Annotated in this window: 22 protein-coding genes and 1 riboswitch; of the genes, 11 read left to right on the forward strand and 11 right to left on the reverse strand. The window is 58.9% G+C overall.

The features are described 5' to 3' along the window. Window positions 1-74 precede the first annotated feature (74 nt). From ACHQGU_RS02670 to ACHQGU_RS02705, 8 genes are all read right to left on the reverse strand, one after another. Window positions 75-797, reverse strand: a complete 723-nt coding sequence (locus ACHQGU_RS02670) for a CbtA family protein (protein ID WP_253550494.1) — start codon at window positions 795-797, stop codon at window positions 75-77. Window positions 798-819: 22 nt separating this feature from the next. Next, the gene (locus ACHQGU_RS02675; protein WP_043549773.1) at window positions 820-1,044 is read right to left on the reverse strand and encodes a CbtB domain-containing protein; all 225 of its coding nucleotides are present in this window, start codon (window positions 1,042-1,044) and stop codon (window positions 820-822) included. A gap of 34 nt (window positions 1,045-1,078) precedes the next feature. After that, a riboswitch (cobalamin riboswitch) is annotated at window positions 1,079-1,214 on the reverse strand. 25 nt (window positions 1,215-1,239) lie between these two features. After that, window positions 1,240-2,043 (reverse strand): adenosylcobinamide-GDP ribazoletransferase, encoded by an 804-nt coding sequence (cobS, locus tag ACHQGU_RS02680; protein WP_395495770.1) that lies wholly within the window; start codon window positions 2,041-2,043, stop codon window positions 1,240-1,242. Further along, complete coding sequence (locus ACHQGU_RS02685) at window positions 2,040-3,227, reverse strand: nicotinate-nucleotide--dimethylbenzimidazole phosphoribosyltransferase (RefSeq protein ID WP_395495771.1); 1,188 nt, start codon at window positions 3,225-3,227, stop codon at window positions 2,040-2,042. Before ACHQGU_RS02685 ends, cobS begins: the two co-directional genes overlap by 4 nt. Window positions 3,228-3,337: 110 nt before the next feature. Then, window positions 3,338-4,372 (reverse strand): adenosine deaminase, encoded by a 1,035-nt coding sequence (add, locus tag ACHQGU_RS02690; protein WP_395495772.1) that lies wholly within the window; start codon window positions 4,370-4,372, stop codon window positions 3,338-3,340. Continuing rightward, window positions 4,369-5,769 carry a sodium:solute symporter gene (locus ACHQGU_RS02695; protein ID WP_395495773.1) on the reverse strand — a complete coding sequence of 467 codons (1,401 nt, stop codon included), beginning with the start codon at window positions 5,767-5,769 and terminating at the stop codon, window positions 4,369-4,371. The genes add and ACHQGU_RS02695 overlap by 4 nt, the downstream gene beginning before the upstream one ends. A gap of 187 nt (window positions 5,770-5,956) precedes the next feature. Continuing rightward, the gene (locus tag ACHQGU_RS02700; protein ID WP_395495774.1) at window positions 5,957-6,541 is read right to left on the reverse strand and encodes a TetR/AcrR family transcriptional regulator; all 585 of its coding nucleotides are present in this window, start codon (window positions 6,539-6,541) and stop codon (window positions 5,957-5,959) included. A 288-nt stretch (window positions 6,542-6,829) separates the two neighbouring features. Further along, a complete protein-coding gene (locus ACHQGU_RS02705) occupies window positions 6,830-7,282 on the reverse strand; it encodes a hypothetical protein (RefSeq protein ID WP_395495775.1) in 453 nt (150 codons plus the stop codon). 348 nt (window positions 7,283-7,630) lie between these two features. On the opposite strand from ACHQGU_RS02705, the gene cobU reads away from it, so the two are divergent. Continuing rightward, the gene (gene cobU / locus ACHQGU_RS02710) at window positions 7,631-8,167 is read left to right on the forward strand and encodes a bifunctional adenosylcobinamide kinase/adenosylcobinamide-phosphate guanylyltransferase (RefSeq protein WP_395496369.1); all 537 of its coding nucleotides are present in this window, start codon (window positions 7,631-7,633) and stop codon (window positions 8,165-8,167) included. 18 nt (window positions 8,168-8,185) lie between these two features. Here the strand turns inward: cobU and ACHQGU_RS02715 are convergent, their stop codons facing one another. Beyond that, window positions 8,186-9,298, reverse strand: coding sequence for a glycerophosphodiester phosphodiesterase family protein (locus ACHQGU_RS02715; protein WP_395495776.1), 1,113 nt, complete (start codon window positions 9,296-9,298; stop codon window positions 8,186-8,188). 344 nt (window positions 9,299-9,642) lie between these two features. Between ACHQGU_RS02715 and ACHQGU_RS02720 the strand changes: the two genes are divergently transcribed. The 4 genes from ACHQGU_RS02720 (at window position 9,643) to ACHQGU_RS02735 (ending at window position 14,376) form a co-directional block, all read left to right on the forward strand. Continuing rightward, a complete protein-coding gene (locus ACHQGU_RS02720; protein ID WP_395495777.1) occupies window positions 9,643-10,965 on the forward strand; it encodes an autotransporter strand-loop-strand O-heptosyltransferase in 1,323 nt (440 codons plus the stop codon). 120 nt (window positions 10,966-11,085) lie between these two features. Continuing rightward, the gene (locus ACHQGU_RS02725) at window positions 11,086-12,540 is read left to right on the forward strand and encodes an NAD-dependent succinate-semialdehyde dehydrogenase (protein ID WP_062142441.1); all 1,455 of its coding nucleotides are present in this window, start codon (window positions 11,086-11,088) and stop codon (window positions 12,538-12,540) included. A 404-nt stretch (window positions 12,541-12,944) separates the two neighbouring features. Then, window positions 12,945-13,529, forward strand: a complete 585-nt coding sequence (locus ACHQGU_RS02730) for an acyl-homoserine-lactone synthase (RefSeq protein ID WP_395495778.1) — start codon at window positions 12,945-12,947, stop codon at window positions 13,527-13,529. 223 nt (window positions 13,530-13,752) lie between these two features. Beyond that, a complete protein-coding gene (locus ACHQGU_RS02735) occupies window positions 13,753-14,376 on the forward strand; it encodes an autoinducer binding domain-containing protein (RefSeq protein WP_062249617.1) in 624 nt (207 codons plus the stop codon). Window positions 14,377-14,380: 4 nt separating this feature from the next. Here the strand turns inward: ACHQGU_RS02735 and ACHQGU_RS02740 are convergent, their stop codons facing one another. Then, a complete protein-coding gene (locus ACHQGU_RS02740) occupies window positions 14,381-15,838 on the reverse strand; it encodes a cryptochrome/photolyase family protein (protein ID WP_395495779.1) in 1,458 nt (485 codons plus the stop codon). Window positions 15,839-16,072: 234 nt separating this feature from the next. Here ACHQGU_RS02740 and msrB point away from each other — a divergent pair, with 234 nt between their 5' ends. Next, the gene (gene msrB, locus ACHQGU_RS02745) at window positions 16,073-16,456 is read left to right on the forward strand and encodes a peptide-methionine (R)-S-oxide reductase MsrB (protein ID WP_062142449.1); all 384 of its coding nucleotides are present in this window, start codon (window positions 16,073-16,075) and stop codon (window positions 16,454-16,456) included. A gap of 32 nt (window positions 16,457-16,488) precedes the next feature. After that, window positions 16,489-16,893, forward strand: coding sequence for a DUF4112 domain-containing protein (locus tag ACHQGU_RS02750; protein ID WP_395495780.1), 405 nt, complete (start codon window positions 16,489-16,491; stop codon window positions 16,891-16,893). Between the two features lie 15 nt (window positions 16,894-16,908). Here ACHQGU_RS02750 and ACHQGU_RS02755 read toward each other — a convergent pair whose 3' ends face one another. Further along, on the reverse strand, window positions 16,909-17,598 hold the full coding sequence (locus ACHQGU_RS02755) for a TetR/AcrR family transcriptional regulator (RefSeq protein ID WP_252354099.1): 690 nt from the start codon (window positions 17,596-17,598) through the stop codon (window positions 16,909-16,911). 270 nt (window positions 17,599-17,868) lie between these two features. Here ACHQGU_RS02755 and ACHQGU_RS02760 point away from each other — a divergent pair, with 270 nt between their 5' ends. From ACHQGU_RS02760 to ACHQGU_RS02775, 4 genes are all read left to right on the forward strand, one after another. Beyond that, a complete protein-coding gene (locus ACHQGU_RS02760) occupies window positions 17,869-19,032 on the forward strand; it encodes an AI-2E family transporter (RefSeq protein WP_215755367.1) in 1,164 nt (387 codons plus the stop codon). A 118-nt stretch (window positions 19,033-19,150) separates the two neighbouring features. Beyond that, window positions 19,151-20,815 (forward strand): hypothetical protein, encoded by a 1,665-nt coding sequence (locus tag ACHQGU_RS02765; protein WP_395495781.1) that lies wholly within the window; start codon window positions 19,151-19,153, stop codon window positions 20,813-20,815. 111 nt (window positions 20,816-20,926) lie between these two features. Beyond that, on the forward strand, window positions 20,927-21,865 hold the full coding sequence (locus ACHQGU_RS02770; protein ID WP_395495782.1) for a DMT family transporter: 939 nt from the start codon (window positions 20,927-20,929) through the stop codon (window positions 21,863-21,865). A gap of 131 nt (window positions 21,866-21,996) precedes the next feature. Next, entirely contained in the window at window positions 21,997-23,622 is a 1,626-nt protein-coding gene (locus tag ACHQGU_RS02775) for a bifunctional aspartate transaminase/aspartate 4-decarboxylase (protein WP_062273998.1), read from the forward strand. Window positions 23,623-23,764 lie beyond the last annotated feature (142 nt).

Consider the following 23,764-nt stretch of genomic DNA (forward strand, 5'->3'; position numbering starts at 1 on the left):
AATGGTTTTCCAGCCCGCCGGGCCAGCAGAAGGAAACATACAAGGTTTCTTTGCTGGCCTCTGTAAAATGAAATTTAAAATTTCTGAGCGCGGCCCATTAGCACCGGCGTGGCCAGTGCCCCAAAAATCAGCCCCATGCTGCCCCAGAGCACAGCCTGCATGCCAAGCGCAGACTCCCGAAAGCGCCAGAGCACCACAGCGGGAAACCCGTCCGGCACCTCATTCACATCCGGCAGACCAAACTGCACAAGGGCGACCAGCAGGACAAACACTGCCCCGCCACACAGCCACCCGGTCCACGCATCCCGCATCTGCGCAACCTTCTGGCCAAGCAGGCAGGCAATGGCCGCCACGCAAATGGACAGCGCAATCATCACAAAATAGGTTTCCGTGCGCAGTGCCAGCGTAGCCGGGTTGCCCACAGCGGGTGGGTTGGGTGGATATTTCAGGTCCGGCACCAGCACCACGGTCACAAACCCCGCCACGGCCAGCAAAAGCGCCAGCACGCGAGGGGACTGGAAAGACAGCCGCCCATACGCAAAGGAAAACACCAGCGCGAATAACCCGCCAAAGCCCGCGCCATACAGCACCGTGGCTGTGGCCAGACCGTAACTGGCCTGCACGGAGCGGCTGATCATCTCGTGTTCGGGCGCAGCACCTTCTGCCGCACTGCGGGCGGCTTCAAACGCAATGGCCAGCGCCACCTGCGGTTCACCAAAAAAACGGGCAAACACAAAGGCGAGCGCCGCCGCAAGGCACCCGGCAATCATGCCGCGTGCCAGCAAACGTCCAGCAATCATCAGGAAAAATCCCTGCTCTTTAGTGGCAGGGGAAGCCCAGCAGATGGCGGCCATCATGCACAAACTCATGCACTTCATGGCCGGAAATCAGGGAGACAGCACCCTGTTCCGCGCCCACAAAATACAGCATCAGCACAGACAGCAGCAGGCCAAACACCGCCCAGGGCAGCAGAGCGCCAACGGGAATGGCAACAGGTGCGGGCGCCGCAATGGCCCGTGCGCGGGAGGAAGAGGGGTGCATCATCAAACAGGCTCCGCTGGTAAAAACGCGTTCCGCGGTGGAAAAAACGACGCTGAGGGTCTGACTTCCCGCTCTAAAAAAGCGGATTACAGTGGCGCGACCGTGCCGGACTCTCACCAGCTTCCTCAGATCAGCCTGTAGTCTGAACGGCCCCTCCGCCCCTGTCAATTCATACAAAAGCAGGTGGGACCTCTGGAGTCAGAGCAGCGCCGTAAAACCGGCCAGCACCAGACACTCGGTGAACACCGCAGCCGCCCCCAGCACATCGCCCGTATAACCGCCCAGCAACCGCCGCGCGGCCATGCCCACCAGCCCGCAGGCCACAAGGGCTATCGCCACAGCGGGCAGGCTTACCAGCACCGTCATCTCTCCCGCCAACGCCACAACGCTCACCCCCGCCAGAGCCAGCCCGACCCAGAGCGGCCCACGCGGCAGGGGGTTGAGCGAGCGGGCCAGACCATCAGGTCGGGCAGGGGGCAGGCAGGCGAGTAACACCAGCAGCACCGCCCGCGCCAGACATGCGGAGATCGCCAGCGCCAGCACAGCCACCCCAGCGGGAAGCGCTGCCACAGCCGAGGCCCGCACTAACAGGCTCAGGCCCAGCGCCATGACGCCGTAACTGCCAATCCGGCTGTCCCGCATAATCTCCAGCCGACGCTCCCGCGTGGCCCCGCCACAGCCGTCGGCCATGTCGGCCAGCCCGTCTTCATGCAGGCCGCCGGTCAGCACACACTGGAACGCCAGCGCAAGCCCCGCCGCCGGTAACGCCGCCACATGGCCCAGCCGCAGCAGCCAGAAGACTGCCCCGACGACCGCGCCAATCGCCGTGCCAATCAGCGGCCAGCACCAGATGGAACGGCCCATTGGCCACAGTGCCGTGCTCGCTCGTTGCGCGGGGGAGAGCAGCCAGCCCACGGGCAGGCGTGTCAGTAAACTCAGCCCGCAGGCCAGATCCAGCCGCAGCCGCGCACCAAAGGACTCAGCCGGGGCGGGGGGGCTCATGTGCGGCCCGAAACCGCAGCCTGCGCAAACGTCGCCATGCCATTATGGCAGGCCACCGCTGCCCGCAGCAGAGGCACCGCGAGTGCTGCGCCCGACGCTTCCCCCAGCCGCAAACCAAGGTCCAGCAACGGCATCAGTCCCAGCTTTTCCGCCAGCCGCGCATGGCCTGCTTCCGCAGAACAATGGGAGAGGCGCGCATGGTCCAGCCCGCCTGCTGCCAGCCGCGCCAGTGGAGCGACTGCCGCCGTGCAGACAAATCCATCCAGCAGCACCGGAATGCCGTAATGCCGCGCCGCCAGCGCCGCCCCCAGCAAGGCCGCGAGTTCATACCCGCCCAGTCTGCGGGCTATTTCCAGCGGGTCATATGCAGGCAAGCCTGCTGCGTCAGACGCAACACCAGAAGATGCAGCACCATGACTGTCACCCTCTTGCGCGGCGGATGCGGGCGTTACCGCGCCGAACGGCTTTGCGCGTTCGCCCTCCATTGCAGAGGTACCCTGTGCCGCCGCCATCTCCGCCTTGTGGTAAGCCAGAGCGGCATCAATCACCCGCGCCTTGTGCGCCACCCCCGGAGCATCCAGCCCCGTGCCACGCCCGGCCCAGTCTGCCCCGGCACCTCCAAACAGCGCCGCCGCCAGTGCTGAAGCCGCTGTGGTGTTGCCAATGCCCATTTCCCCCAGACACAGCAGGTCACACGCACGCGGCACGGCGTCATACCCCGTCTGCACAGCCTCCAGAAACGCGGCTTCTGTCATGGCCGGAGCGGTGGTGAAATCCGCTGTGGAAGCCAGATCATGCACTGGCACCACCCGCAACCGGGCGTCTGCCACGCGGGCCAGCTGATTGATAGCCGCCCCGCCGCTTTCAAAATTCTGGACCATCTGGGCTGTCACATCCTGCGGCCAGGGCGAAACACCTTGCCGCACCACGCCATGATTGCCCGCAAAAATCAGGATCTGCACCCGCTCAAGCTGAGGTCCCGCCTGCTTCTGCCAGCCGCCGAGCCAGCGCGTCAGCTCTTCCAGCCGCCCCAGACTGCCGGCCGGTTTGGTCAGCTCGGCCTCGCGGTCGGCAATCTGCTGCTGCGCCGCCGCATCCACCCCCCGCAACGCCGTACAGGCAGCCCGCAGGGCAGAGAGGGAGTCAATCGACCGTTTCGGATCGTGGAGTATGCTCGTTTTCATGGGCCGCATGGATACAATCTAAAGACCCGACATCATAACCCTGTTTTTCGAACGCTCCATCCAGCATGGGGTATGGAAACAAGGGGGAGACCTTTTTCCGCCCCACTCTTTTAGGCCGTCATGACACCGAGAGACTGAATTTCAGCCTCAAACTCCGTCTTCATGGCCGCTTTTTCCGCGTCTGAAAGCCACGAGGCGTCGAGCGTCCGCAGAGACATCGCCGCGACCTCTTCCACACTCAGGGACAGACTACGCGCCATCGTCACGTACGTCGTGCCAATATCCGTCCCGAACATCGGCGGGTCATCTGTGCAGGGAACAAGAAACAGTCCCGCCTCATGCATCGCTTTCAGCGTTTCTGCCCGCTTTTCCATGCGCTGCGGCACACAGGTATGGGAGCAGACCGTAAACGGCACCCCGCGGTCCCTGCACCGGCACGTCAGAACCGGATCCGCCAGCATATTATAGCCGTGGTCAATCCGGTCACAGCCCAGAACATCAAGGCAGGTTTCGACATTGCGCGGCGGTGCCTGTGCCAGCGTCTGATTATCCTCACAGGCATGCGCCGTGCAGCGCAGACCGGCGGACCGGGCCAGAGCATAGGCATCCTTAAACAACTCCGGCGGGCCTTTGAATTCGGCACAGTCCATGCCGATCCCAATAACCTCCTCCCGCCGATGGGCGAGCACGTCCCGCACCATCGCTAGCGCGACCTCCGGCCCGAGTTCCCGGTTGATGGCAGGGATCAGGCGGCCGGTAATGCCGAAATCTTCTTTCGCCTGTCGAAGACCATCAACAAATCCGTCCACCATGGTCTCGTAACGGACCCCGTGCGGGTAATGGTAATTCGGGCTGAAGAAAAACTCGGCGTAGCGCAGGTTGCCTTTCCGATACCCGTCCGCAAGCGCCTCGTAAGAGACGCGCGCAAAATCATCCCGTGTGATCATGCACCGGCCTATGACCTCAAGCCGCGCAAGAAAATCGTAGAAATCCGTAAACGCATAGAACTTGTCTGGGTCCGTCACCGGAAGAGGGACATTGTTCTTCGCCGCAAGAGCGAAAACGGTTTCCGCACTCAGCGAGCCTGCCAGATGGCAGTGCAGGTCAATTTTCGGAATGGCTCTTATAAGAGTGTCAAGGCTCATAACAGATCTTTCTTAGTGTGAACGCGCACCGCACCCCGGCCGCGCCACAGCGGACAAAACACGATGGCGCAGTTGGCCAGCAGTCCGATCAGCCCCGGATTAACACCACCAAGAGACATACCGGACGCAAATAACGCGATCGCCACGCCCGCCCCCGAAAAAAGCCCCAGCCCCGCAATCCGGGCAGAAGCCGGCCAGCCCGTCAGAATCAGGAACCACAAAGACGCAAACTGAATCCCGATATAACCGCTGACATTCAAAGCCGTCAGCATGATTGCGGGCGCATGCGCCGTGGCGACCAGCGCCAGCACAAGAAACAGGATAACCGCCAGATTAATGGCCCGTTTGGGGTGCCGACGGCCCAGTTTGGGTACAATATTGCGCGTCATCATCGCCGCGATATTGAGAGACGTGGCCGCCAGAACCAGCAACCCGGCCAGCACTGCGCCAGCGGCTGCCAGCGCCACCATCCACGGCGGGAGCAACACGCCCGCGACATGGAAAAACACGGCGTTCGGGTTTGATAAGGGCGGAAGAAACCGCAGGGCAAAAATCGTTGCAAACACCGCAAACGGATACATCAACATATAAAGCGGCATGAAAATCATGGCTTTGCGCACAGCCTGTGCCGAACGCGCCGTAAACAAATAGGGAGTAACGGACGGCTGAAAATAAAACCCAATGCCCTGATAAAGGATTGTGGTGATGGCAAAGACAAGACTGCTGCCAGAAGGGAGCGCAAGCGTCGGCCTGACGATGTCCGCATGCCCGCCCGAGAGTTTATACTGCATGCAGATCGCCCCGACGCCGACAGCGGCGATGCCAAACAGCATCAAAACATCCTTGAGCAAGGCGACGTAAGTCGAAGCCCGCACGCCGCCTAGTGCCACATAGGCGAATGCGATCACGGCGCATCCTGCCAGACCCGCAGCCGGTGTTGCGGAAAATCCCATTGTGTCCAGAACGGAGCGCAACCCAATAAACTGAAACTGTCCCCACGGCACCAGGGCGATAACGCAGGCCCACGCCGTCAGCCGCTCGAACGCAACACTTTTAAAATGCCGTCCGAAAACCTCGGGGAGAGTGCACGCATCATACTGTTTTGCGCGTTGCCAGATGGCAGGGCCGACAAAATACCCAACCGGAAAGGCCAGAAGCAGATAGCCCAGAAACCAGTATCCGTAGCTCACGCCATGCCCATAAAGCCCGGCGGGAAACGCAACGATCGAGCCAATACTGTAAATCTCACCCACAGTGAGAATAAACAGCATGGGCGCAGGTAACGCCCGATCTGCCACAAGCAGCGTTTCAACCGACATATGCCGGGACCGCACGCGCGCAAGCCACGCTGCACCAAGCGACAGAAGCAGGACGCAGGCGACAATAACCCCGGTCATCGCAGTTTCTCACAAAGCCACAGACACAACGATGTCAGCGGGAACCACGCAAAGAGCCAGACAAAAACAATGGGAATCCCAAACACTGAAAACGGCAGACAACTGAGAAACGGCGCGACAAGAACAATCGCAACACATGGAATGCCAAAACCGAGCGCCACGGCCCGCCTGTTCGGGAAAGTGGGCATCACGGCGTCTTCTTTTTGGTCTGAGCGGAGCGCCGGGTCTCATTCAGCACCAGTTCCATCGCCCAGCCGATGGCTGCCCCAATCTCCTTCGCATCCATGTCAAACTCTTCTCGGAGCGTCAGCCAGGATTGAACATTGTCCAGACAGGCCAGAACAGCCTCCGCCCGCACTCGGTCAGGGGCAGGGATGCCGGGTGTGTCACTCCATAAAAGGCTCCGCCTCCGGGAAGCCAGCTCATTCCGGAACGTGCTGCGCATGGAGCGCCCAACGCGCGTGAGTGCAAGAATGCGTGCAAGATCCGGACGACTATCGAACTTCCCGACGGCGACCTGAAACCCTTTTACAACCCCCTCCGGGTCATCCTGTGACGCCAGCCCGAAGACTTCCGTATTTAGCCAGTCAGCCGTTGCGGCAAGCAGAGCGTCGCGTGACGGAAAGTAACGATACACCGTCCGCAGCGAGACACCCGCTCTTTTAGCAAGAGCAGAGGTCGCAATAGTGCTATCCTCGCTTTCTTCAAGCAGAGCAATGAAAGCCTCAATAATACGTTGCCGGGTCTGGGCTGCATATTCGTCGCGGAGCATGTGACACACATATGTAGTTGTGACACATGTGTGTCACGGAAATCCGGTCCTGACAAGGTGTCTTGTTGCGGGGTCGGAATATCGCGCCATGCGGAAAGCAACCTGCGGAGTAGGGACCGCTTATGAAAGAAAAAGTCATGCCTGCTCAGGTTCGACCTAGAGAGCGAATTCCTCCTGTATGCGTTGTTGCCGTTTAGCTGACAGGTGGTTTTGGGGGGAAAGCTGACTGTCAGTTTTACAGCTACGAATTGCAAAAAGCGGACTTTGATAAAATAATTACAGATTGGATTATTTTGGAGCAATCTGTTTTGACCGAGCATCGCGGGCAAGATTGAGTTTAGCCATCTGTTTTCCAAACTCTTCTTGCGCTGTGCGAAATTCCTTAGATATGTGAGCTAGCTGATCTGGTGTAACTGGATGAGCGATTTCAAACTTCAAGCGGTTTGCAAGTCTCCATGCGGCATCTCCGTAGCTATAATAAACATTTGATCTTTCACGCCACTTTGTGTTTCTTCGAAGCAACTCTGCCCCACTAGCACTCGCTGCCAATAGACTTATACCCCAGGATGGAAGAGGCAGATAAGGAGGTAACGGAAGCAAGCCAGAGACTGATGCCAAAGCAGCGGCAACTACTGACGCCCACCAACACGCGTCGACCATGAATTCCAGCTTATGCGCTTCACAATAGTTTTTCTTATGCGCGGCTTCGAGTTCTTTTATAAGCTTGTCGCATTTATCCATTTTTAAATCCTCAAAAAGATATCTGACCTATGTCCGCTTTATAAATTCTGTACCGCATATAGGATTGACCGCAATGTAGGCGAAAACGGTCTCAATTGCCAAGGTCATAAACAACAGCTTCAACCCACATAGCCAAAACATACAAAGCACAGAGAATACCAGAAAAAAGCCGAGGCATGACCCCGCCAGCCATGCTGTGATAAACACCACAGGCACACGGCAGCAGAAAGCGGATTGCGCATGACCTCCATCACGCTCAAGGCAGACCCGGCCAGTCCGGCAGGCACACCAACAGACGGGCAAGCTACGTCTGACCCCATGCCCGTCACGGCCACGCAGAACGACACCATGCACCTCCCCGCAGGCCTGCCCGCCACAACACTCATTCTGGGCGGCGCGCGGTCCGGCAAGAGCCGCCATGCAGAAGCCCTGATAACAGCGCTGCCCGCCCCGTGGGTCTATCTGGCTACAGGCCGCGCGTTTGATACGGAAATGCAGGACCGTATCGCGCACCACCGCGCCAGTAGGGCAGAGGGCTGGCAGACTGTGGAAGAACCCTTTGCGGTGGCTGATGTTCTGCGTGTCCATGCCGACCGCCCGCTCTTGCTGGACTGCCTGACCCTGTGGCTGACCAATCTCCTGCTGGAAGAACGCAGTATTCCAGACGCCACACACGCACTCATCACCGCGCTGGCCGAACGTCGCGCGCCCACCGTGCTGGTGGGGAATGAGGTCGGGCTTGGCATTGTGCCGGAACATAAACTGGCCCGGCAGTTTCGGGATGAAGCAGGTCTTCTCCACCAGCGTCTGGCCGAAAAAGCTGGAAAAGTCCTGTTTATTGCAGCAGGCTTGCCGCTTGTCCTCAAGGACACGCCACCAGCCTGAGCCAGCGGTGACCCATCCTCAGATGTGGTCCACCGCCCGGCGGCCAATCGCCGGATCATCGGTAAAGAACCCGTCCAGCCCCATATCCAGATAGCGCTGAATTTCCTGAATGGACCCGCGCACATTGCGGGCTGCATCCCCGTCCGTATTGCGCAACTGGCGCGGCAGGAAATGGTTTTCCGGGCGGCAGGTATAGGCATGCACTAGCAGCCCCGCCGCATGCGCATCCTCCACCAGAGAGGATGGCTCAAGCCACGCCCCCTGTGCATCCCGTGGGATAAGGTCGGTCAGGGAAGGGCCAATCACATCCGCATAACGCCGCACGCCCTTCAGGCCCGTCGGGGTCATCAGGTCGCCAAAGGTGGTTTTTTCGCCTTTGGCGGCCAGATCCGGCGGCACCTCTGTCCGTTCCCCCATCAGCAGCATCAGCCGCGCCTGCGGGTTGATAGCCCGTACATCGGCCCCAATGCGCTGGAGGTTGCCGGTCTCGAAGGACTGCACTTCCAGCGGGGCCATGCGGGTATACTCATGGGCAGCTATCGTGCGCAGGAACACGGCTTCCGGGTCAAACCCCAGCGTATGGAAATGCGTGGAGTGTTTGATTTCAGGGATCAGCCCCAGAACCCGACCGCATGTGGCAGATTCAGCAGCCACAAAATCAATCATTTCCTCAAAGGTCGGAATGTCAAAGTGCCCGTCAAAACGGGTGTTATGCACACGCAGTGTGGCAAGGCGCTCTTTCGCCCGCAGGGTTTTGAGCTCCGCAAGGGTGAAGTCCGTCGTGAACCAGCCAGTGGCGGTCTTGCCATCAATGGTTGCGGTGCGTTTGCGGCTGGCAAACTCCGGCCTCTGCGCAACGTCCGTCGTCTCGGCAATATTGGTTTCATGGCGGCAGATCATCACGCCATCTTTGGTCATCACAAGGTCGGGCTCGATAAAGTCAGCCCCATCTGCAATGGCTTTGGCGTAGGCCGCCAGCGTGTGCTCAGGCCGCAAGGCGGACGCACCCCGGTGCGCAAATACCAGAGGGCGCGGGGCAAGGGAGGGGGCTGCTCCCGCCCGCCGTATAGTCCCGCAGAAGGCTGCGGCACCGGAGGCTGCGAGAACAGAACGACGAGAGAAAGTTCGCATCAAAATCGCCTTGGAATGGAGTGCTCATCACCATAACCCGCAGTGTCAAAAATAATCAGAGTGCCAAAAACAGGCAGGAATGGCATGAGGAAAGCAACCGTATGACATGGCCGGTCTCTGTAAAAGAAAAGTCTCAGTCATGGGGTTACAGTTTTATTGCTTACATTTTTAAAATAGATTTTAATGAAAAAACATCCTGATAGCGTGAGGGCGTGCTGTCTCTATCGCCTATTTTCAGGAAGAAAAAGAAAACGGTATAAAGGAATGTTAATTATTTTTATGAGAGTCTAATTAGTAAATTTTTGGTCATAAAATCTGTCTCTATTTTATATAGGTGACTCTCTTTGTCTGAAACCGCAGCTCCCGTTTCTCCCGCTCCTGCTCCACAGGCCGACGCTCCGGCTCAGGCCGCGCAGCCGGCCTCCCAGCAGCCGGCGGGTCAGGAACCTGCCGCTCAGCCTGCCGCCAAGCCCGAGGGCAAACCGGCTTACCTGTCTCCGCCGCCGCTGCCGGTGCTGGAAGGCCCGCACGGGATCCGCTTCGATTTCAATCTCGGCGCACGCGTGCATGTGCCCGAGCGGAAAGAGGGCAAATGGCGCGTCATTCTGCGCGATCTGGATACCGGGAATATCCTCTTCCATCATGAGGCCGCCGGAGCCACCATTTCCTCCAGCAAACGCTACTATGTGCGCTTTGGGATTGAGGTGACTGATATCGGCGCGGATGGTGTCGAGCGGCCTGTTTTCCAGCATGAGTATGATGCACGCGGGCAGGAGGTTGTCATTCAGCTGCCGGTGGGCACGCTGGGGGATACGCTGGCATGGTTCCCCTATGTGTCCCGCTTTGCGGAAGAACGCGGCGCGAAAGTCACCTGCCTGCTGTCCGGCCTCATCCTGCCGTTGCTTAAGGAAGCCTATCCCAACATTACCCTCATGACCTCCGAGGACGCCGAGAAGGCAGGCGTGCCGGCCAGGGCCTACGCCACGTACTGCATCGGTCTGTTTTTTGATGACAAAGACTGCAACCAGCAGCCCACGGACTTCCGCTTTGTCGGTCTGCACCGCACCGCAGGCTATATTCTGGGTGTCTCCCCGCATGAGGAAGCCCCGCGTCTGCACCTGCCCGATGACAGCCGCCCCATCCCGGAGCCGTATGTCTGCATCGCCGTGCAGGCCAGCACGCAGTGCAAATACTGGAACAACCCGACCGGCTGGCAGGAGGTCATCGCCTTCCTGAAGGAAAAAGGCTACCGGGTGATCTGTATTGACCAGAAAACCGTGCACGGCACCGGCCTTGTCTGGAACTACATCCCCCATGGGGCGGAAGATGAAACCGGCAACCGCCCGCTCTCCGAGCGTGCCCGCTGGCTGAAGCATGCGGATGCCTTTATAGGCCTCAGTTCCGGTCTGGCCTGGCTGGCCTGGGCTGCGGGCACCGAGGTCGTGATGATCTCCGGCTTCACACACCCCACCAATGAGTTTGAAACGCCTTACCGCGTTATCAACTGGCACACCTGCAACTCCTGCTGGAACGACCCCACGGAGCGGTTTGATCATCACAATTTCTTGTGGTGCCCCCGGCATGAAAACACGCCGCGCCAGTTTGAATGCACGCGTCTCATTACCAGCGTGCATGTTATCAATGAGCTGAAAAAACTGTTCGCCTGACCGGGGCAGGGGGCACCCTCCGTGCCCCCTTGCATCCCTATCCTGATGATGCTCTCTCCTTAAGGATCATAAGGCAACGTCATGGTGGCGTGTCTGTCGTTCCAGTGGGAGAGATACGCAATGTCACAGGATTTTATCAGCACACAGCTTCTGGTGGCCGGGCAGTGGCAGGATGCGGCAGATGGCCGCACACTGCCGGTCTTCAACCCCGCCACCGGTGAGGAAATCGGCAAGATTGCCCACGCCTCCAAGGCCGATCTGGCACGGGTGGCTGACGGAGCCGCGCAGGGCTTCGCCGCATGGCGGGCGCTTACGGCGTGGGACCGCTTTGTCATCATGCGCAAAGCCGCCAATCTGCTGCGTGAGCGTGCGGAGAGCATTGGCCGCATCATGAGCCGCGAGCAGGGCAAGCCGCTTGAGCAGTCCATTATCGAGATCAAGGGCGCTGCCAACGTCATCGAATATTTTGGTGAGGAAGGCCGTCGCCTGAATGATACGCTCATTCCGCCGCGTGTGCCCAATGTGGAGCAGCGCGTACTGCATCGCCCCGTGGGGGTTGTCGCGGCCTTTACGCCGTGGAACTTCCCCATCAACCAGATTGCCCGCAAGCTGGGGGCTGCCCTTGCCGCCGGGTGTGCCGTAATTGTCAAAGCCCCGGAAGATACCCCGGCCTCTCCGGCGGAACTGCTGCGCGCGTTTTGTGATGCTGGCGTTCCGGCGGGTGCGGTCTCTCTGGTGTATGGCAACCCGGCAGAAATTTCCGAATATCTGATCGCCCATCCCGTGGTGCGCAAAATCTCTTTCACCGGCTCCACTCCGGTCGGCAAACATCTGGCGTCTCTCGCCGGCGCGCAGATGAAGCCCGTCACCATGGAACTGGGTGGCCATGCCCCGGTGATCGTGTGTGAGGATGCGGATCTGGACGCCGCTGCGCAGCGCCTCTGTGCTGCCAAGTTCCGCAATGCCGGTCAGGTGTGTATCGCGCCCACGCGCTTCCTGCTGCACAAGAGCATTGCCTCCAGCTTTGTGGACAAATTCAAGGCCCAGATGAACGCCCTCAAGGTTGGGTCAGGCCTTGATGACGGCGTGACCATGGGCCCGGTGGTGAACGAACGCCGCCTGAAAGCTCTGACGGAACTGGTCGCCGATGCACGGGAGAAAGGGGGCACCATCTGGCAGGCTGATGTGCCGCTGCCCAATGAAGGCTGCTTCTTCGCCCCCACGCTGATTCTCAACCCCAACCTGTCCATGCGCGTGATGCAGGAAGAGCCGTTCGGCCCGATTGCCATTGTGTCTGAATTCACCGCTCTGAAAGACGCCGTGCAGGAAGCCAACCGTCTGCCCTACGGTCTGGCGGCTTATGCCTACACCCGCAACGAGCGCACGGAGCGTCTGCTGGGTGAACAGGTGGAAGCCGGGATGATCGCCATCAACCACCACGGTCTGGGCGTGCCGGAAGTGCCTTTCGGTGGTATCAAGGATTCCGGTTACGGCACGGAAGGCGGCCCGGAAGCGGTCAGGGCGCATACGCTGATCAAGTTCGTTTCAACCGAGCATGAAAAAGCTGATTTCTGATCCCTCCCAACACAGATTATAAAAAAGGGGAACGCATCGCGGTGTGTTCCCCTTTTTCTTTTCTGGCCTTCACTCTCCACACAGCATCACAAAGAGAGAAGGCCTCTTCAGGAACTGGAGGATTGGATAAAACAGTCTGGCATAATTCTGCTGCATTTTCTGCATAGAAGCCCGGCTCAAAATGCGTCCTTCTTTTAGGGAACGTTTGGGGTTATTGCGTGTTGTAAGCTATGATTGGTTGAATTCTTATTCTTAAAACAAACGTCATATTATGAATTTTTAGATATCACTTTGCGTGCTGTCTAATATATCCACGGTGTCTTGCAGAGTGTTAAAAGCCAAACACGACAGAGGAGGGGGACGTCAAAATTATACGGAGTTGAGACTAAGGGTAGGTGGCAATTATGATTTATGAATTTTCTTATGATGAGCGTGATCAGTATCTTTCAGTTTATGAGAAGATGCTTGGCTCACGGAAAAAGTTTTTCGAAAATTATCCGGAATGGAGCAGGGCCTTTCATCCGTGCCCGGTGGAAGACGATTATGATCGGCGCTGTAGCCCCTTTTATATCGTCGGCCTGCAGGATGGGGGAGACGCCGTTGCCTCGGTCCGGATTATGCCGACAACGGGGCCAACCATGTTGCGGGATGAATTTTCCCCTTATTTTCAGGGATGTCCGGATATCATCAGTTCCGATATCTGGGAACTTTCCTATTTCTCGACAACGGCTGACACATCCTCTCTGGCAGGGCGAAATCTGATGCTGGACGTGCTGAAAACGGTTTATGCACGCGCGTTCGCGAATGGCATCAAGCAGATCATCGGAACGTATCCCCGGTCCAAACTGCGGCTGTATCGGCGGCTGGAATGTCTGCCATCTCCCATTTGTGAGGGGGAGATCAACGGGCAGGAGTTCGGTGTAGGGGTATGGGATGTCAGCCCTCTGGCATTGCGGCATCTGGCTGAATTGCAGCTCCGTCCGTTTTGAACAAAGCAACTTATTTTTAATGAGAGGGGTCGTCGTATCAGGCGTATGCTGGCCAGAGTCCTGAGGGTACGATATCAAAGTTCGGGTTATGACATTGAGACAAACAACAGCACCGACCTTTATTCTTCCAAAAGCTTTGCAAGGCCTTGTGTCGTCCATTACACGCGCGCAGTCGCTGCCAGACTTATCCGCTGTTTTGAAGACGCTTCCTGAAAACTGCAACATGAGCAATGTTGTTTACTATTTTGCAGGTTCGGGTGGCGATTTCATGAACCCCGACGGTTTCACCTGCACGACCTATCCCCGGGAATGGCAGGAACGCTATTATAATCAGAACTACCTGCTGATTGACCCTGTCGTCAAAAGGGGTTTGCACAATGGTCTGCCGTTTGAATGGCGGGATCTGAAGATTGAAAAAGGCACGCCGGGCTACAGTATGCTCATGGAAGGGCTGGATTACAGTCTGGGTCATGCAGCGCTGAGCATCCCCCTGCTGGGGACGGATGGCTCTCGCGGCCTGTTCGCCATTACCAGTGATGATCCCCGTAAATTTGAGGGCCTCGCACGGGTCAGCTTTGTGCGGGATTACCAGATGCTGGCGAATTATGTGCATGAGGCTTATCTGCGGATAACAGCCTTTCAGGCTAACGGTGTGCAGGATCTTTCTGCGGAAGAAAAAGCCTGCCTGAAGCTGGCGGCGGAGGGGCTTCTGGGGCATGAAATTGCCCGCAAGCTCAAACTGTCAGACCCTGTCGTGCGGTTATGCCTGCGCGTGGCACGCCACAAGCTGGGGGCGGCCACAACGGATATGGCTATCCTTAACGCAAACCAGTTGGGCGTGATTTAAAGCCTCAGCTTTGCTCAGAGCCTTTCAGGTTTTTGTAACTCTCCAGCGCAATGGCGCGTGCCTGCTTTAGCTCCACAATCGGGTGCGGGTAGGTGGTACCGGGCACAAAGCGCAGATGGCGGCTCAGTGTGGCATCTATTTTCCAGGGGGTGTGGATCAGCTTGTCTGGCAGACTCGCCAGTTCCGGGACCCATGTGCGGATATAAGCCCCTGAGGGATCAAACTTTTCGGATTGCCCGACCGGATTAAAAATGCGGAACCAGGGCGAGGCATCAATCCCGGTTCCTGCACACCACTGCCAGTTCATGGCGTTTAAGGCCGGGTCTGCATCCACCAGCCGTTCATAAAACCAGCGTTCGCCTTTGCGCCAGTCTGTCAGCAGATGTTTGGTTAAAAAGGAGGCTACAACCATGCGCACCCGGTTATGCATGGTGCCGGTAGCGCGTAATTCCCGCATTCCCGCATCCACCAGCGGGTAGCCGGTGCGGCCTTCTGTCCAGGCGGTAAAAGCCTCGGGGTCATTCTGCCAGGGCATCTGGTCAAATTCCGAGCGCAGATTGCGGGTGGGCATCTGGGGTTCATAGAAAAGCTGCATCCACCCAAAATCCCGCCAGCCCAGTTCGGACAGGAATTTTTCCGTATTCACATGGTCACCGCTGCGGGCTTCTGCTTTTCGGGCAGCCTGCCAGATCTGCCGGGCAGAAATCAGCCCGGCGCGCAGATAAGGGGAAAGGCCGGATGTGCCCTCCCGGTCGGGCCGGTCGCGGTCTGTTTCATAGTGCGCTAGCGTATCGTCCAGAAAATCTTCCAGAATGGTATGGGCGTTTTCTTCACTGCACGGCCAGTATTGCGCAGCCTGCGTGGCATCTTCCGGCAACGCTGGTTTCAGCAACGCTGTGGAGACCTCATGCTTTTTAAACGCCTCCGGCACAGCGGCAAACTGAATGTCCTGCGGGACAGGCAGGGGGCGACCGGGTTCGCCCAGTTCCCGCGCAGCGCGCCACCATGCCGTGAAAATCCGATAAGGCTGTCCCGCCCCGGTGCGCACGGCCCAGGGTTCATGCAGCAGTCGTGCGGAAAGGGACTGCACCGCCACGCCCTGTTCCGTCAGCCTAGCTTTCAGAGCCGTATCAATCTCCTTGCCCACCGGGTCATAACGCCGGTTCCAGAAAACTTCTGAAATGCCAGATGCTTTTACAAGATCCTGCACAACCGGAAGCGTTTCCCCCTGCGGGGTCAGCAAGGTGCCGCCACACTTGCCGAGTGCTTCGGCCAGCGCCTCCGCAGCCTGCCCCAGCCACCAGCCAATTACTCCTTTGGGCAGACAGGCTTCATCCTGCACATAGGCGCACAGCACGGGCTGGCCGCTGGCGCAGGCGGCATGGAGCGCCGGGTTGTCGCTCAGGCGAAAATCATCCCGAAACAGGACAAGAACAGGGGAGGGGGGTATGGAAGCCGTCATGGCGGGAGAGTGCCGCCTTCCTCTCGCTTATGCAATGGTCAGCCCCGTTTGCGCCAGCGCAGCAGCCCTGATGCAACCGTTCGCCTCTGCTGTCGTTAAATAGCGTTCCGGTTCGGGGCCAAACGCTGCCTGTTTTGGCATCATGCTCATGGCCCCGGTGCAACTTATGAGAAAACCCGCTAGAAAGACGCCATAAATTCCCCAGAGACGACCAGAAAGAGAAGGACCCTCCGCATGACCCAGTCCTGTTCCCCCACCGGTTGCGGCCCGCTCACGCCAGAGCAGGAACATATTCTGAAAGAACACGGCACGGAATATCCGGGGTCCAGCCCTCTGAACCACGAAAAACGTCCCGGTCAGTATCATTGCGCGGGCTGTGGCCAGACGCTGTTTGAGTCTGACACAAAATATGAAAGCGGTAGCGGCTGGCCCTCGTTTTACGATGCCATTCCGGGCGCGGTGGAAACCACGGAGGACAGCCGCCACGGCATGGTGCGGACCGAGGTGCATTGCGCGTCCTGCAAGGGGCATCTGGGCCACGTCTTTCCGGATGGCCCGCTGCCCACCGGCCTGCGCTACTGCATGAACGGTCTGGCGCTGGATTTCCACCCCTCTTGAATCCCGTTCGGGCCTCTCCCATTTTCTGATGCATGACATACGCTCATGCCTCAGCCGGAAACGGCTCACCCCATACGGCCTCTCATACCGCTGAGGACATTGCGCATCGCCTGCGCCGTGTCCGGCGGCTGGCCTGGATTCTGGACGCCGCCTTCCGCCTCCCCGGCACGCGCTTCCGGGTGGGGGTGGACGCCATTGTAGGCCTGCTGCCGGTTGGCGGCAGCGCGGTGATGGGCCTCGTCTCCCTCTATATCGTGTGGGAGGCCTGGCGCCTGCGCGTGCCCACGCGCCTGCTGGCCCGCATGATCGGGAATGTGGTGCTGGAAACCGCAGTCGATACCGTGCCGATCGCGGGGGACCTGTTTGATGCGGCCTTCAAGGCCAACCTGCGGAACGTCGCGCTTCTGGAGCAGTATTTCGGGCATACGGCCCGCTAGAGGCCGCTCTGTGCGTTAGTCCTGCTTCACCCCAATCCCATGCAGGAACAGCGCCCACGCGCGCTCAAAAAACGCATCGCGCGCGGCCTCGTCTTCCAGCGGGGTCAGGCCAAACAGGCTCTGCTTCATCGGCCAGCCTGTCAGCAGCCCACTCCATAAATAGGCTGTCGTGGAATCGGCATGCCCTTCTTCAATCTGCCCGGCTGCCTGCGCTGCTTTCAGCAGGCGCAGAAAGCTGTCGTGAAACGGCTCGCTGATATTCTCAATCGCATGGGTAATCAGGCTGGGGTAGCGGTAAGCGTCAGAAATCAGAATCCGATACGTGCCCAGCGCGTCAGGCCGCACGACAAAATCCAGCATCAGGCGGCTGACATGCTTCAGTTCCAGCAGCGGGTCCTTCAGCGGCGTTTCCGCCATGGTGCGCAGCAGGCAGGCTGTCACGTTGGTAATCACCGCCTTGAACAGCGCTTCCTTGGACGGATAACGCCGATACAGTGTCTGTTTGCTGGCAGACGCCTTGCGGGCAATCTGGTCTACCGATGTTCCCGCATAACCATGTTTCACAAACAGGCTCGCCGCCACCTCCAGCAAATGCTGGTCCAGCTGCTCCGTCCCGGATGGGGTCGGCCGCCCGCATCGACGCTTCTTCCCCTCAAGGCAGGGGTGCGCCATGTCCAGATGACTGGCAGCGTCAGGTTTCGTCATAAAGCAACGGGCCTCAAAGAGCGGACGGGGAAAGGCGTATCAATGGCTGGCGGTACGCTGTTGTCTCGCCTTTTTTGGCGTGAAAGACAAGATGAAAGCCAGTCCGTCTGCCACCATGCCCGGATCTGCCATGCTGATAAAGCCTGTCCTCACCCCTTCTCGCATGTGTGAAACTTTGGCCGCTGGTGCCTGCGGGTAAAACGGCGCAAGATCACGCAAGTCTGCCTACCACCCGGCAACAGGGCGGGGCAGCAGGAGAAGCAGAACGTCATGGTGCCGCCCCCCACAAAAACCCCGGACACGGCAAGCGCCCCCTCCGTTTCCCACGACCCGCACCCACCTCAATCGACCGCCACGCAACCAGCGACAGCCCTCGCCGCCGTGCAGGCGCTGGAGCACACACTGGGCCGGTTCTACCGGCTGGTGATGGTTGTCGTCGTGCTGGGTGTTCTGGGGCTGATTATCGGCACCGGCGGCCCGGTGCTGATGGTTGTCTGCGCCTCCGCACTGGTGGCCGTGGTGCTGCATGGTGCGGCCCGCTGGATTACGCACTTGCTGCGCCTGCCGGAATGGCTGTCCGTCATGCTGATGGTGCTGGCTCTGGCTGCGGCGGCCACGGCGCTGGTGCGTGTGTTCGGGCCGGAACTCACGGTGCAGGCCGGCCACCTGCGCACGGCTCTGGTGTCCCAGATCAGTACGCTGCATGACCGGCTGAATAGCGGCCAGTTCGGCCATCTCATTCTGGATCACGTCCCGCAATCGCTCGGCGGCAACCAGACCGGGGGCGGCAGCCGCGCACCGGGGCTGGATTTTGCGGGTTCCATGACCAATGTGCTGACGTCCACCTTCGGCTCCGTCGGCACGATGGTGGTCATTGTCATTGCCGGGATCTATTTCGCGCTTTCTCCCCGGCTCTATGCCAATGGCATCCTGCGGCTGACGCCCGAACGACATCGCCCGCTGGTCCGCTCCCTGCTGCAAACCATTGCGCATACCCTCTCCGCCTGGGTGGCGGGGCAGATGCTGGATATGACGGTGGTGGGCGTGCTGACATGGCTCGGCCTGTGGGCCATTGGCATGCCGCTGGCGCTGCCCCTCGGCCTCATCGCGGGGACAGCCAACTTCATCCCGTATCTGGGGGCCTTTGTGGGGGCTATTCCGGCGTTGCTCATTGGCCTGTCCGTCAGCACGCAGGAAGCCCTGATGGTGCTGGGCCTGTATGGTGTCATTCAGGCGTTTGAAGGCTACGTCATGTCTCCCTTTATCCAGAAACGTGCCGTCAGCATGCCGCCCGCACTCACCATTCTCTCGCAAACTATTTTCGGGGCCTTTCTGGGTATGTGGGGCTTCATTTTTGCCTCCCCCATCACCGCCGTTCTGCTGGCTGTCGCCACCCGCCTGTCTGCTCCGTTAAAAGAAAAAGACATGCTCTAAAAACAGCGGGAGCTTTCGCCCCCCTGTTTTTTCCCTGAGGAAGTGCCTAAAAGCGGGGCATTATCTCAGGCAGACCTCCCCGTGCTGACCTGATCTATTTCAGCATGGTTCAGACAGAATGCAGTTTTTCAGGCGGTTTCCCCTCGCATGGTACGGGGTATGTGCGGTATTTTTTTCACTCATTGCTCTGCTCTACATCCACCGTGAACAGAACGTCTATTACTGGGATTACGTCACCTATTATGACCGTGCCGTTCGTCTCAACGAGCTGGCTGCGCAAAGCCCCGTAAAACCGATTTTCAAGATTTTTTCGTCTATCTGGAAGGCGGATTACAATTATCTGGCGGCCATAATCCCGTCTTTGTTTGTCAACCTTACCGGCTTCCACAGGCAGTTTTATATCCTCTCCATTCTCCTGTTCTATTTTTTTCCAGCCCTTATTCTGTTCAACACTCTTCTCAAGGCAATTTTCCCTCACACGACCAGACAGGAAACACGTCTTCTCTGCCTGATTCCGCTTACGTCCGTAGCTTTTATCGCACCGACACTGCGCGGGTTTGTGGATATTGGCGGCCTTGCCTTCATAGAACTGGCCATCCTTCTCACGTTAAAAACCGATTTTTCTGAAAAACAGTCTGCCAGAAAGGCCCTCTGGCTGGGCGCTCTGCTCTGGGGCGCCTTTCTGTTCCGGCGGTGGTATGCCTACACCATCGTTTCTCTGTTTCTTTCTCTGCCGGTTCTGAATTACGCCCTGTTTCAGAAAACCTGTGACAGGCAGCGTCTCAAAACCCTGCTGGCTCATTTTGCTCTTGCCGGTCTCTCGGCAGTTGCTCTGGTTCTGCTGTTCCAGTTCGGCCTTTTGAGAAAAATTCTCCAGACAGATTACGCCACCATCTATCATGGCTACCAAAAGCCGTTCAGCGCGTCTGTGGTCACAACGCTCAAGGCACCCGGCGCGTTGATCCTGCCCTTTTTTGTCTTCGGGCTGGTCAGCCTGCGTCAGGAAAAAGACCGGCGCGTCAGACTCTGTGTCCTGTTTTCCGCCTTTAATCTTTTCACCTCATTTTTCCTGTTCTGCCGCACCCAAAGCCCCGGCATCCAGCACGTTATTCCCTTTGCGTTCTGGAGCCTGATCATCGCGCTCTACGGCATACTGGCCGCAGGACGCAGGCTGCACTGCTCCTCTCTCCAGACAGTCTATGGGACCACGCTACTCGGGCTTTCCGGGCTGGCGACGTATTGCGCCCTGTTTACACAGGCGCCGTATCGCGTGCCTGTTCTGAACGCCCTGCTGCCTGAGCAGACAAACCCCCTCCAGATTGAAAACTACCCCGCTTATCAAAAACTCACAGCGGATCTTGTGCGGGACTATCAGCCTCACGGAGGGATTGCCGTTCTCAGCTCCAGCGCCGTGCTGAATGAGAGCATGCTGAACACGCTGGGTGACCAGAAACTCCATCTGATCAGCATCTCGCAGCTTGATTTGCGCGACCATTTTGACCCCAGTCTGCTGCGGGCCAGATATCTTGTCGTCACCACACCCGTGCAGACGCATCTGGCCCCGTCTGAACAACGGGTGATTACGCTCCCAGCCGCAGACATTCTCAGCGGCACCGGCATTGGCCACGCCTACCGGAAAATCGGCGCGTCCTATCGCCTCAGTCAGGGGACCACAGCGTTCCTCTATGAACAGGTTGCTCCCATTGCGCAGGAGGATCTGAACAGTCTGATGGACAGATTTTGCGCCTTTTACCCGGACTGGAAAAAGTCCCCCGCGCACTAGCCCAACACACCGCAGACCCTTTGTTTCGCGCAGGATAAATCTTCTCTTTCGCCCCGTCCGTACATGCTGCATAGGGTGCGCCATATTGCGGGCAGAAAGGGACAAACAAGCATGAACACGCGCAAGCCGCTGGATGCAAAAGCCACCAGCCTGATGGTCGGCCTGTGTTTCTGTTTCGGGCTGCAACAGGTCGCGCTCAAAGCCTCGGCGCAGGACATGGCCCCCATCCTGCAAATCGCGCTGCGCTCCGGTCTCGCGGCGGTGCTGGTGGTGGTCCTCATGCTCTTCCGGCGGGAACGTCTGGTGCAACTGGCCCAGACATGGAAGCCCGGTCTGGCCGTGGGCGTGCTGTTCTTTCTGGAATATCTGTTTCTAGGGCAGGCGCTGCGTTACACCTCCGCCTCACGCTCGGTTGTATTCCTGTATACAGCCCCCATTTTCACAGCTCTCATCCTGCATTTTATGGAAACGTCAGAACGCATGGCCCCGCTCCAGTGGGCGGGTATCCTGCTGGCGTTTGGCGGCATCGGCACCGCCTTTCTCGGTCATTCCGCCGGGGCAGGGCAGGGCGCGGGCCTTCCCTTGCTGGGGGATGCGCTGGCTCTGCTGGCCGGGGCAAGCTGGGGTGTCACGACGGTTGTTATCCGCATGTCCTCTCTGGCACGTCTGCCCGCCAAACAAACGCTGCTCTATCAGCTTGTAGGGGCCTGCGTGCTGCTGCTTCCTATGGCGATATTGTTCCATCAGACGGCTTTTACTGTCACGCCCATCCTGCTGCTCAGTCTGGGCTATCAGGTGGTCGTCCTCTCCTTCATCGCGTTCCTGCTGTGGTTCTGGCTCCTGCGCCATTATCAGGCCTCCCGCATTGGCGTGCTGTCTTTCATGACACCCCTGTTCGGCGTGGTGCTGGGGGCCGTGTTGCTGCATGAGCCCGTGGAACCGGGCTTTGTCACCGGCGCAGTTCTGGTTGTGGCCGGACTGGTATTGGTCAGCGGCTATGGGTGGATCACCCAGAGTCTGAAAAAGGCCCGCGTTGCCCCCAAACGCTGAAAGCCGTTCATCACAACGCTGAGACCCGCAGACCTCTCACACCCCTTATCTGACTATAAAGGTAGCAGCCGGCACTTTTTTTGTGCATGTTTGGCCCCTTCTTTGCGCAGCCCCTGCTTCAGGAACCGGCCATGCCTACGCCTCCCGACTACGAGAAATTCAACACCCTCAGTCCGTTTGAGCTGAAGGACCAGCTCATCAAACTGGCGTCCGGACGCGCCCAGCGCGCCATGCTGGATGCCGGGCGCGGCAACCCAAACTTTCTGGCCACACTCCCCCGGCAGGGGTTTTTCCAGCTTGGCCTGTTTGCTACGGCGGAATCGGAACTCTCCTTTTCCTATATGGCGGAAGGCGTAGGCGGCTTCCCCCGGAAAGACGGCATAGAGGCGCGCTTCAACGCCTTTGTCGCTGACCATAAAGCCGAACCCGGCGTCGCTTTTCTCCGCCGCGCGCTGTCCTACGTGCGGGACCAGCTCGGCCTCTCCGCCGAGGGCTTCCTGCAGGAAATGACAGCCGGCATTCTGGGCTGTGACTATCCCACACCCCCGCGCATGCTGCGCTACTCGGAGCAGGTCGTGCGCCATTACCTGCTGCGGGAAATGGCGGGCGGCACCATGCCCGATGCCACAACGGACCTGTTCGCGCTGGAAGGCGGCACAGCGGCCATCAGCTATATCTTCGCCTCCCTGCGGGAAAACGGGCTGATCCGCCCCGGTGATAAAGCCGCCATCGGCATGCCCGTCTTCACCCCGTATGTGGAAATCCCGGAACTGCGGGACTATCAGCTGGATGAAGTCCCAATCTACGCCGCGCCGGAAGCCGGCTGGCAATACCCGGATAGCGAGCTGGACAAACTGCTGGACCCTGCCATCAAGGTGTTTCTGGTGGTCAATCCCAGCAACCCGCCTTCGGTGAAGATGAATGATGCGGGGCTGGCCCGTATTGCCGAAATCGTCAAAACCAAACGCCCGGACCTCATCATCGTCACGGATGATGTCTATGGCACGTTTGCAGACAATTTCCGTTCGCTCTACAGCGTCTGTCCGCAAAATACCGTTCTGGTCTATTCCTTTTCAAAATATTTCGGCTCCACCGGCTGGCGACTGGGCGTTGTGGCAACACATACGCAAAACGTGCTGGACCGGGCCCTCGCAGCCCTGCCGGAAGAGGAAAAGGAGGCGCTGGACAAACGCTACGCCTCTCTCACGCCGGATGTGCGCGGCCTGAAATTTATTGACCGTCTGGTAGCCGACAGCCGCACCGTGGCGCTCAACCACACCGCAGGCCTCTCCACCCCGCAACAGGTGCAGATGGTGCTGTTTGCGCTCTTCGCCCTCATGGACGGGCGGGAAGCCTATAAAACGGCCCTGAAAAATCTGCTGCACCGGAGGGAAATCGCCCTCTACCGAGACCTCGGTGTGCCAGCCCCCAATGACCCCGGCTGCACGCACTATTACACGCTGATCGACCTCGCCAACGTCGCCACCCACCTTTACGGCACCCGCTTTGCCCGCTGGCTGATCACGCGCGTGGACTACCAGACCATCCTGTTCCGCATTGCGGATGAAACCGGCGTGGTCCTGCTGCCGGGTGATGGCTTTGCCGTGCGTCGCCCCTCAGCGCGTGCTTCCCTCGCCAACCTGAACGAATACCAATACGCCGCCATTGGTGCCGCGCTTCGCCGCATGGCGGACGAATATTACGAACGCTACAAAAAAGAAAAAGCCGCCGACACCACAGGCAAAAACACGCCCTGAATTCATTCCGCTGCGGCGGACAGACCCAGCGCACAGACACCACAGCCCGGGGGCAGGGGAGACCGCTCTGCCCCGTAAGCGCCAGTGCCGCCGCCAGTTCTGCGGGTGATGTGCCGAGGCTCGTTCTGTGACTTAATATCAC

Origin of the sequence: Acetobacter sp. KSO5, assembly GCF_044094635.1 — a bacterium.
Taxonomy (GTDB): domain Bacteria; phylum Pseudomonadota; class Alphaproteobacteria; order Acetobacterales; family Acetobacteraceae; genus Acetobacter; species Acetobacter cerevisiae.

Excerpts from the sequence above, each read along its gene's own strand:
- ACHQGU_RS02675 (WP_043549773.1), bottom strand. The coding sequence starts at position 1,044 with ATGATGCACCCCTCTTCCTCCCGCGCACGGGCCATTGCGGCGCCCGCA.
- cobS (WP_395495770.1), bottom strand. The coding sequence starts at position 2,043 with ATGAGCCCCCCCGCCCCGGCTGAGTCCTTTGGTGCGCGGCTGCGGCTG.
- ACHQGU_RS02685 (WP_395495771.1), bottom strand. The coding sequence starts at position 3,227 with ATGAAAACGAGCATACTCCACGATCCGAAACGGTCGATTGACTCCCTC.
- add (WP_395495772.1), bottom strand. The coding sequence starts at position 4,372 with ATGAGCCTTGACACTCTTATAAGAGCCATTCCGAAAATTGACCTGCAC.
- ACHQGU_RS02695 (WP_395495773.1), bottom strand. The coding sequence starts at position 5,769 with ATGACCGGGGTTATTGTCGCCTGCGTCCTGCTTCTGTCGCTTGGTGCA.
- ACHQGU_RS02700 (WP_395495774.1), bottom strand. The coding sequence starts at position 6,541 with ATGCTCCGCGACGAATATGCAGCCCAGACCCGGCAACGTATTATTGAG.
- ACHQGU_RS02705 (WP_395495775.1), bottom strand. The coding sequence starts at position 7,282 with ATGGATAAATGCGACAAGCTTATAAAAGAACTCGAAGCCGCGCATAAG.
- cobU (WP_395496369.1), top strand. The coding sequence starts at position 7,631 with ATGCACCTCCCCGCAGGCCTGCCCGCCACAACACTCATTCTGGGCGGC.
- ACHQGU_RS02715 (WP_395495776.1), bottom strand. The coding sequence starts at position 9,298 with ATGCGAACTTTCTCTCGTCGTTCTGTTCTCGCAGCCTCCGGTGCCGCA.
- ACHQGU_RS02725 (WP_062142441.1), top strand. The coding sequence starts at position 11,086 with ATGTCACAGGATTTTATCAGCACACAGCTTCTGGTGGCCGGGCAGTGG.
- ACHQGU_RS02730 (WP_395495778.1), top strand. The coding sequence starts at position 12,945 with ATGATTTATGAATTTTCTTATGATGAGCGTGATCAGTATCTTTCAGTT.
- ACHQGU_RS02735 (WP_062249617.1), top strand. The coding sequence starts at position 13,753 with ATGAGCAATGTTGTTTACTATTTTGCAGGTTCGGGTGGCGATTTCATG.
- ACHQGU_RS02740 (WP_395495779.1), bottom strand. The coding sequence starts at position 15,838 with ATGACGGCTTCCATACCCCCCTCCCCTGTTCTTGTCCTGTTTCGGGAT.
- msrB (WP_062142449.1), top strand. The coding sequence starts at position 16,073 with ATGACCCAGTCCTGTTCCCCCACCGGTTGCGGCCCGCTCACGCCAGAG.
- ACHQGU_RS02750 (WP_395495780.1), top strand. The coding sequence starts at position 16,489 with ATGACATACGCTCATGCCTCAGCCGGAAACGGCTCACCCCATACGGCC.
- ACHQGU_RS02755 (WP_252354099.1), bottom strand. The coding sequence starts at position 17,598 with ATGACGAAACCTGACGCTGCCAGTCATCTGGACATGGCGCACCCCTGC.
- ACHQGU_RS02760 (WP_215755367.1), top strand. The coding sequence starts at position 17,869 with ATGGTGCCGCCCCCCACAAAAACCCCGGACACGGCAAGCGCCCCCTCC.
- ACHQGU_RS02765 (WP_395495781.1), top strand. The coding sequence starts at position 19,151 with ATGCAGTTTTTCAGGCGGTTTCCCCTCGCATGGTACGGGGTATGTGCG.
- ACHQGU_RS02770 (WP_395495782.1), top strand. The coding sequence starts at position 20,927 with ATGAACACGCGCAAGCCGCTGGATGCAAAAGCCACCAGCCTGATGGTC.
- ACHQGU_RS02775 (WP_062273998.1), top strand. The coding sequence starts at position 21,997 with ATGCCTACGCCTCCCGACTACGAGAAATTCAACACCCTCAGTCCGTTT.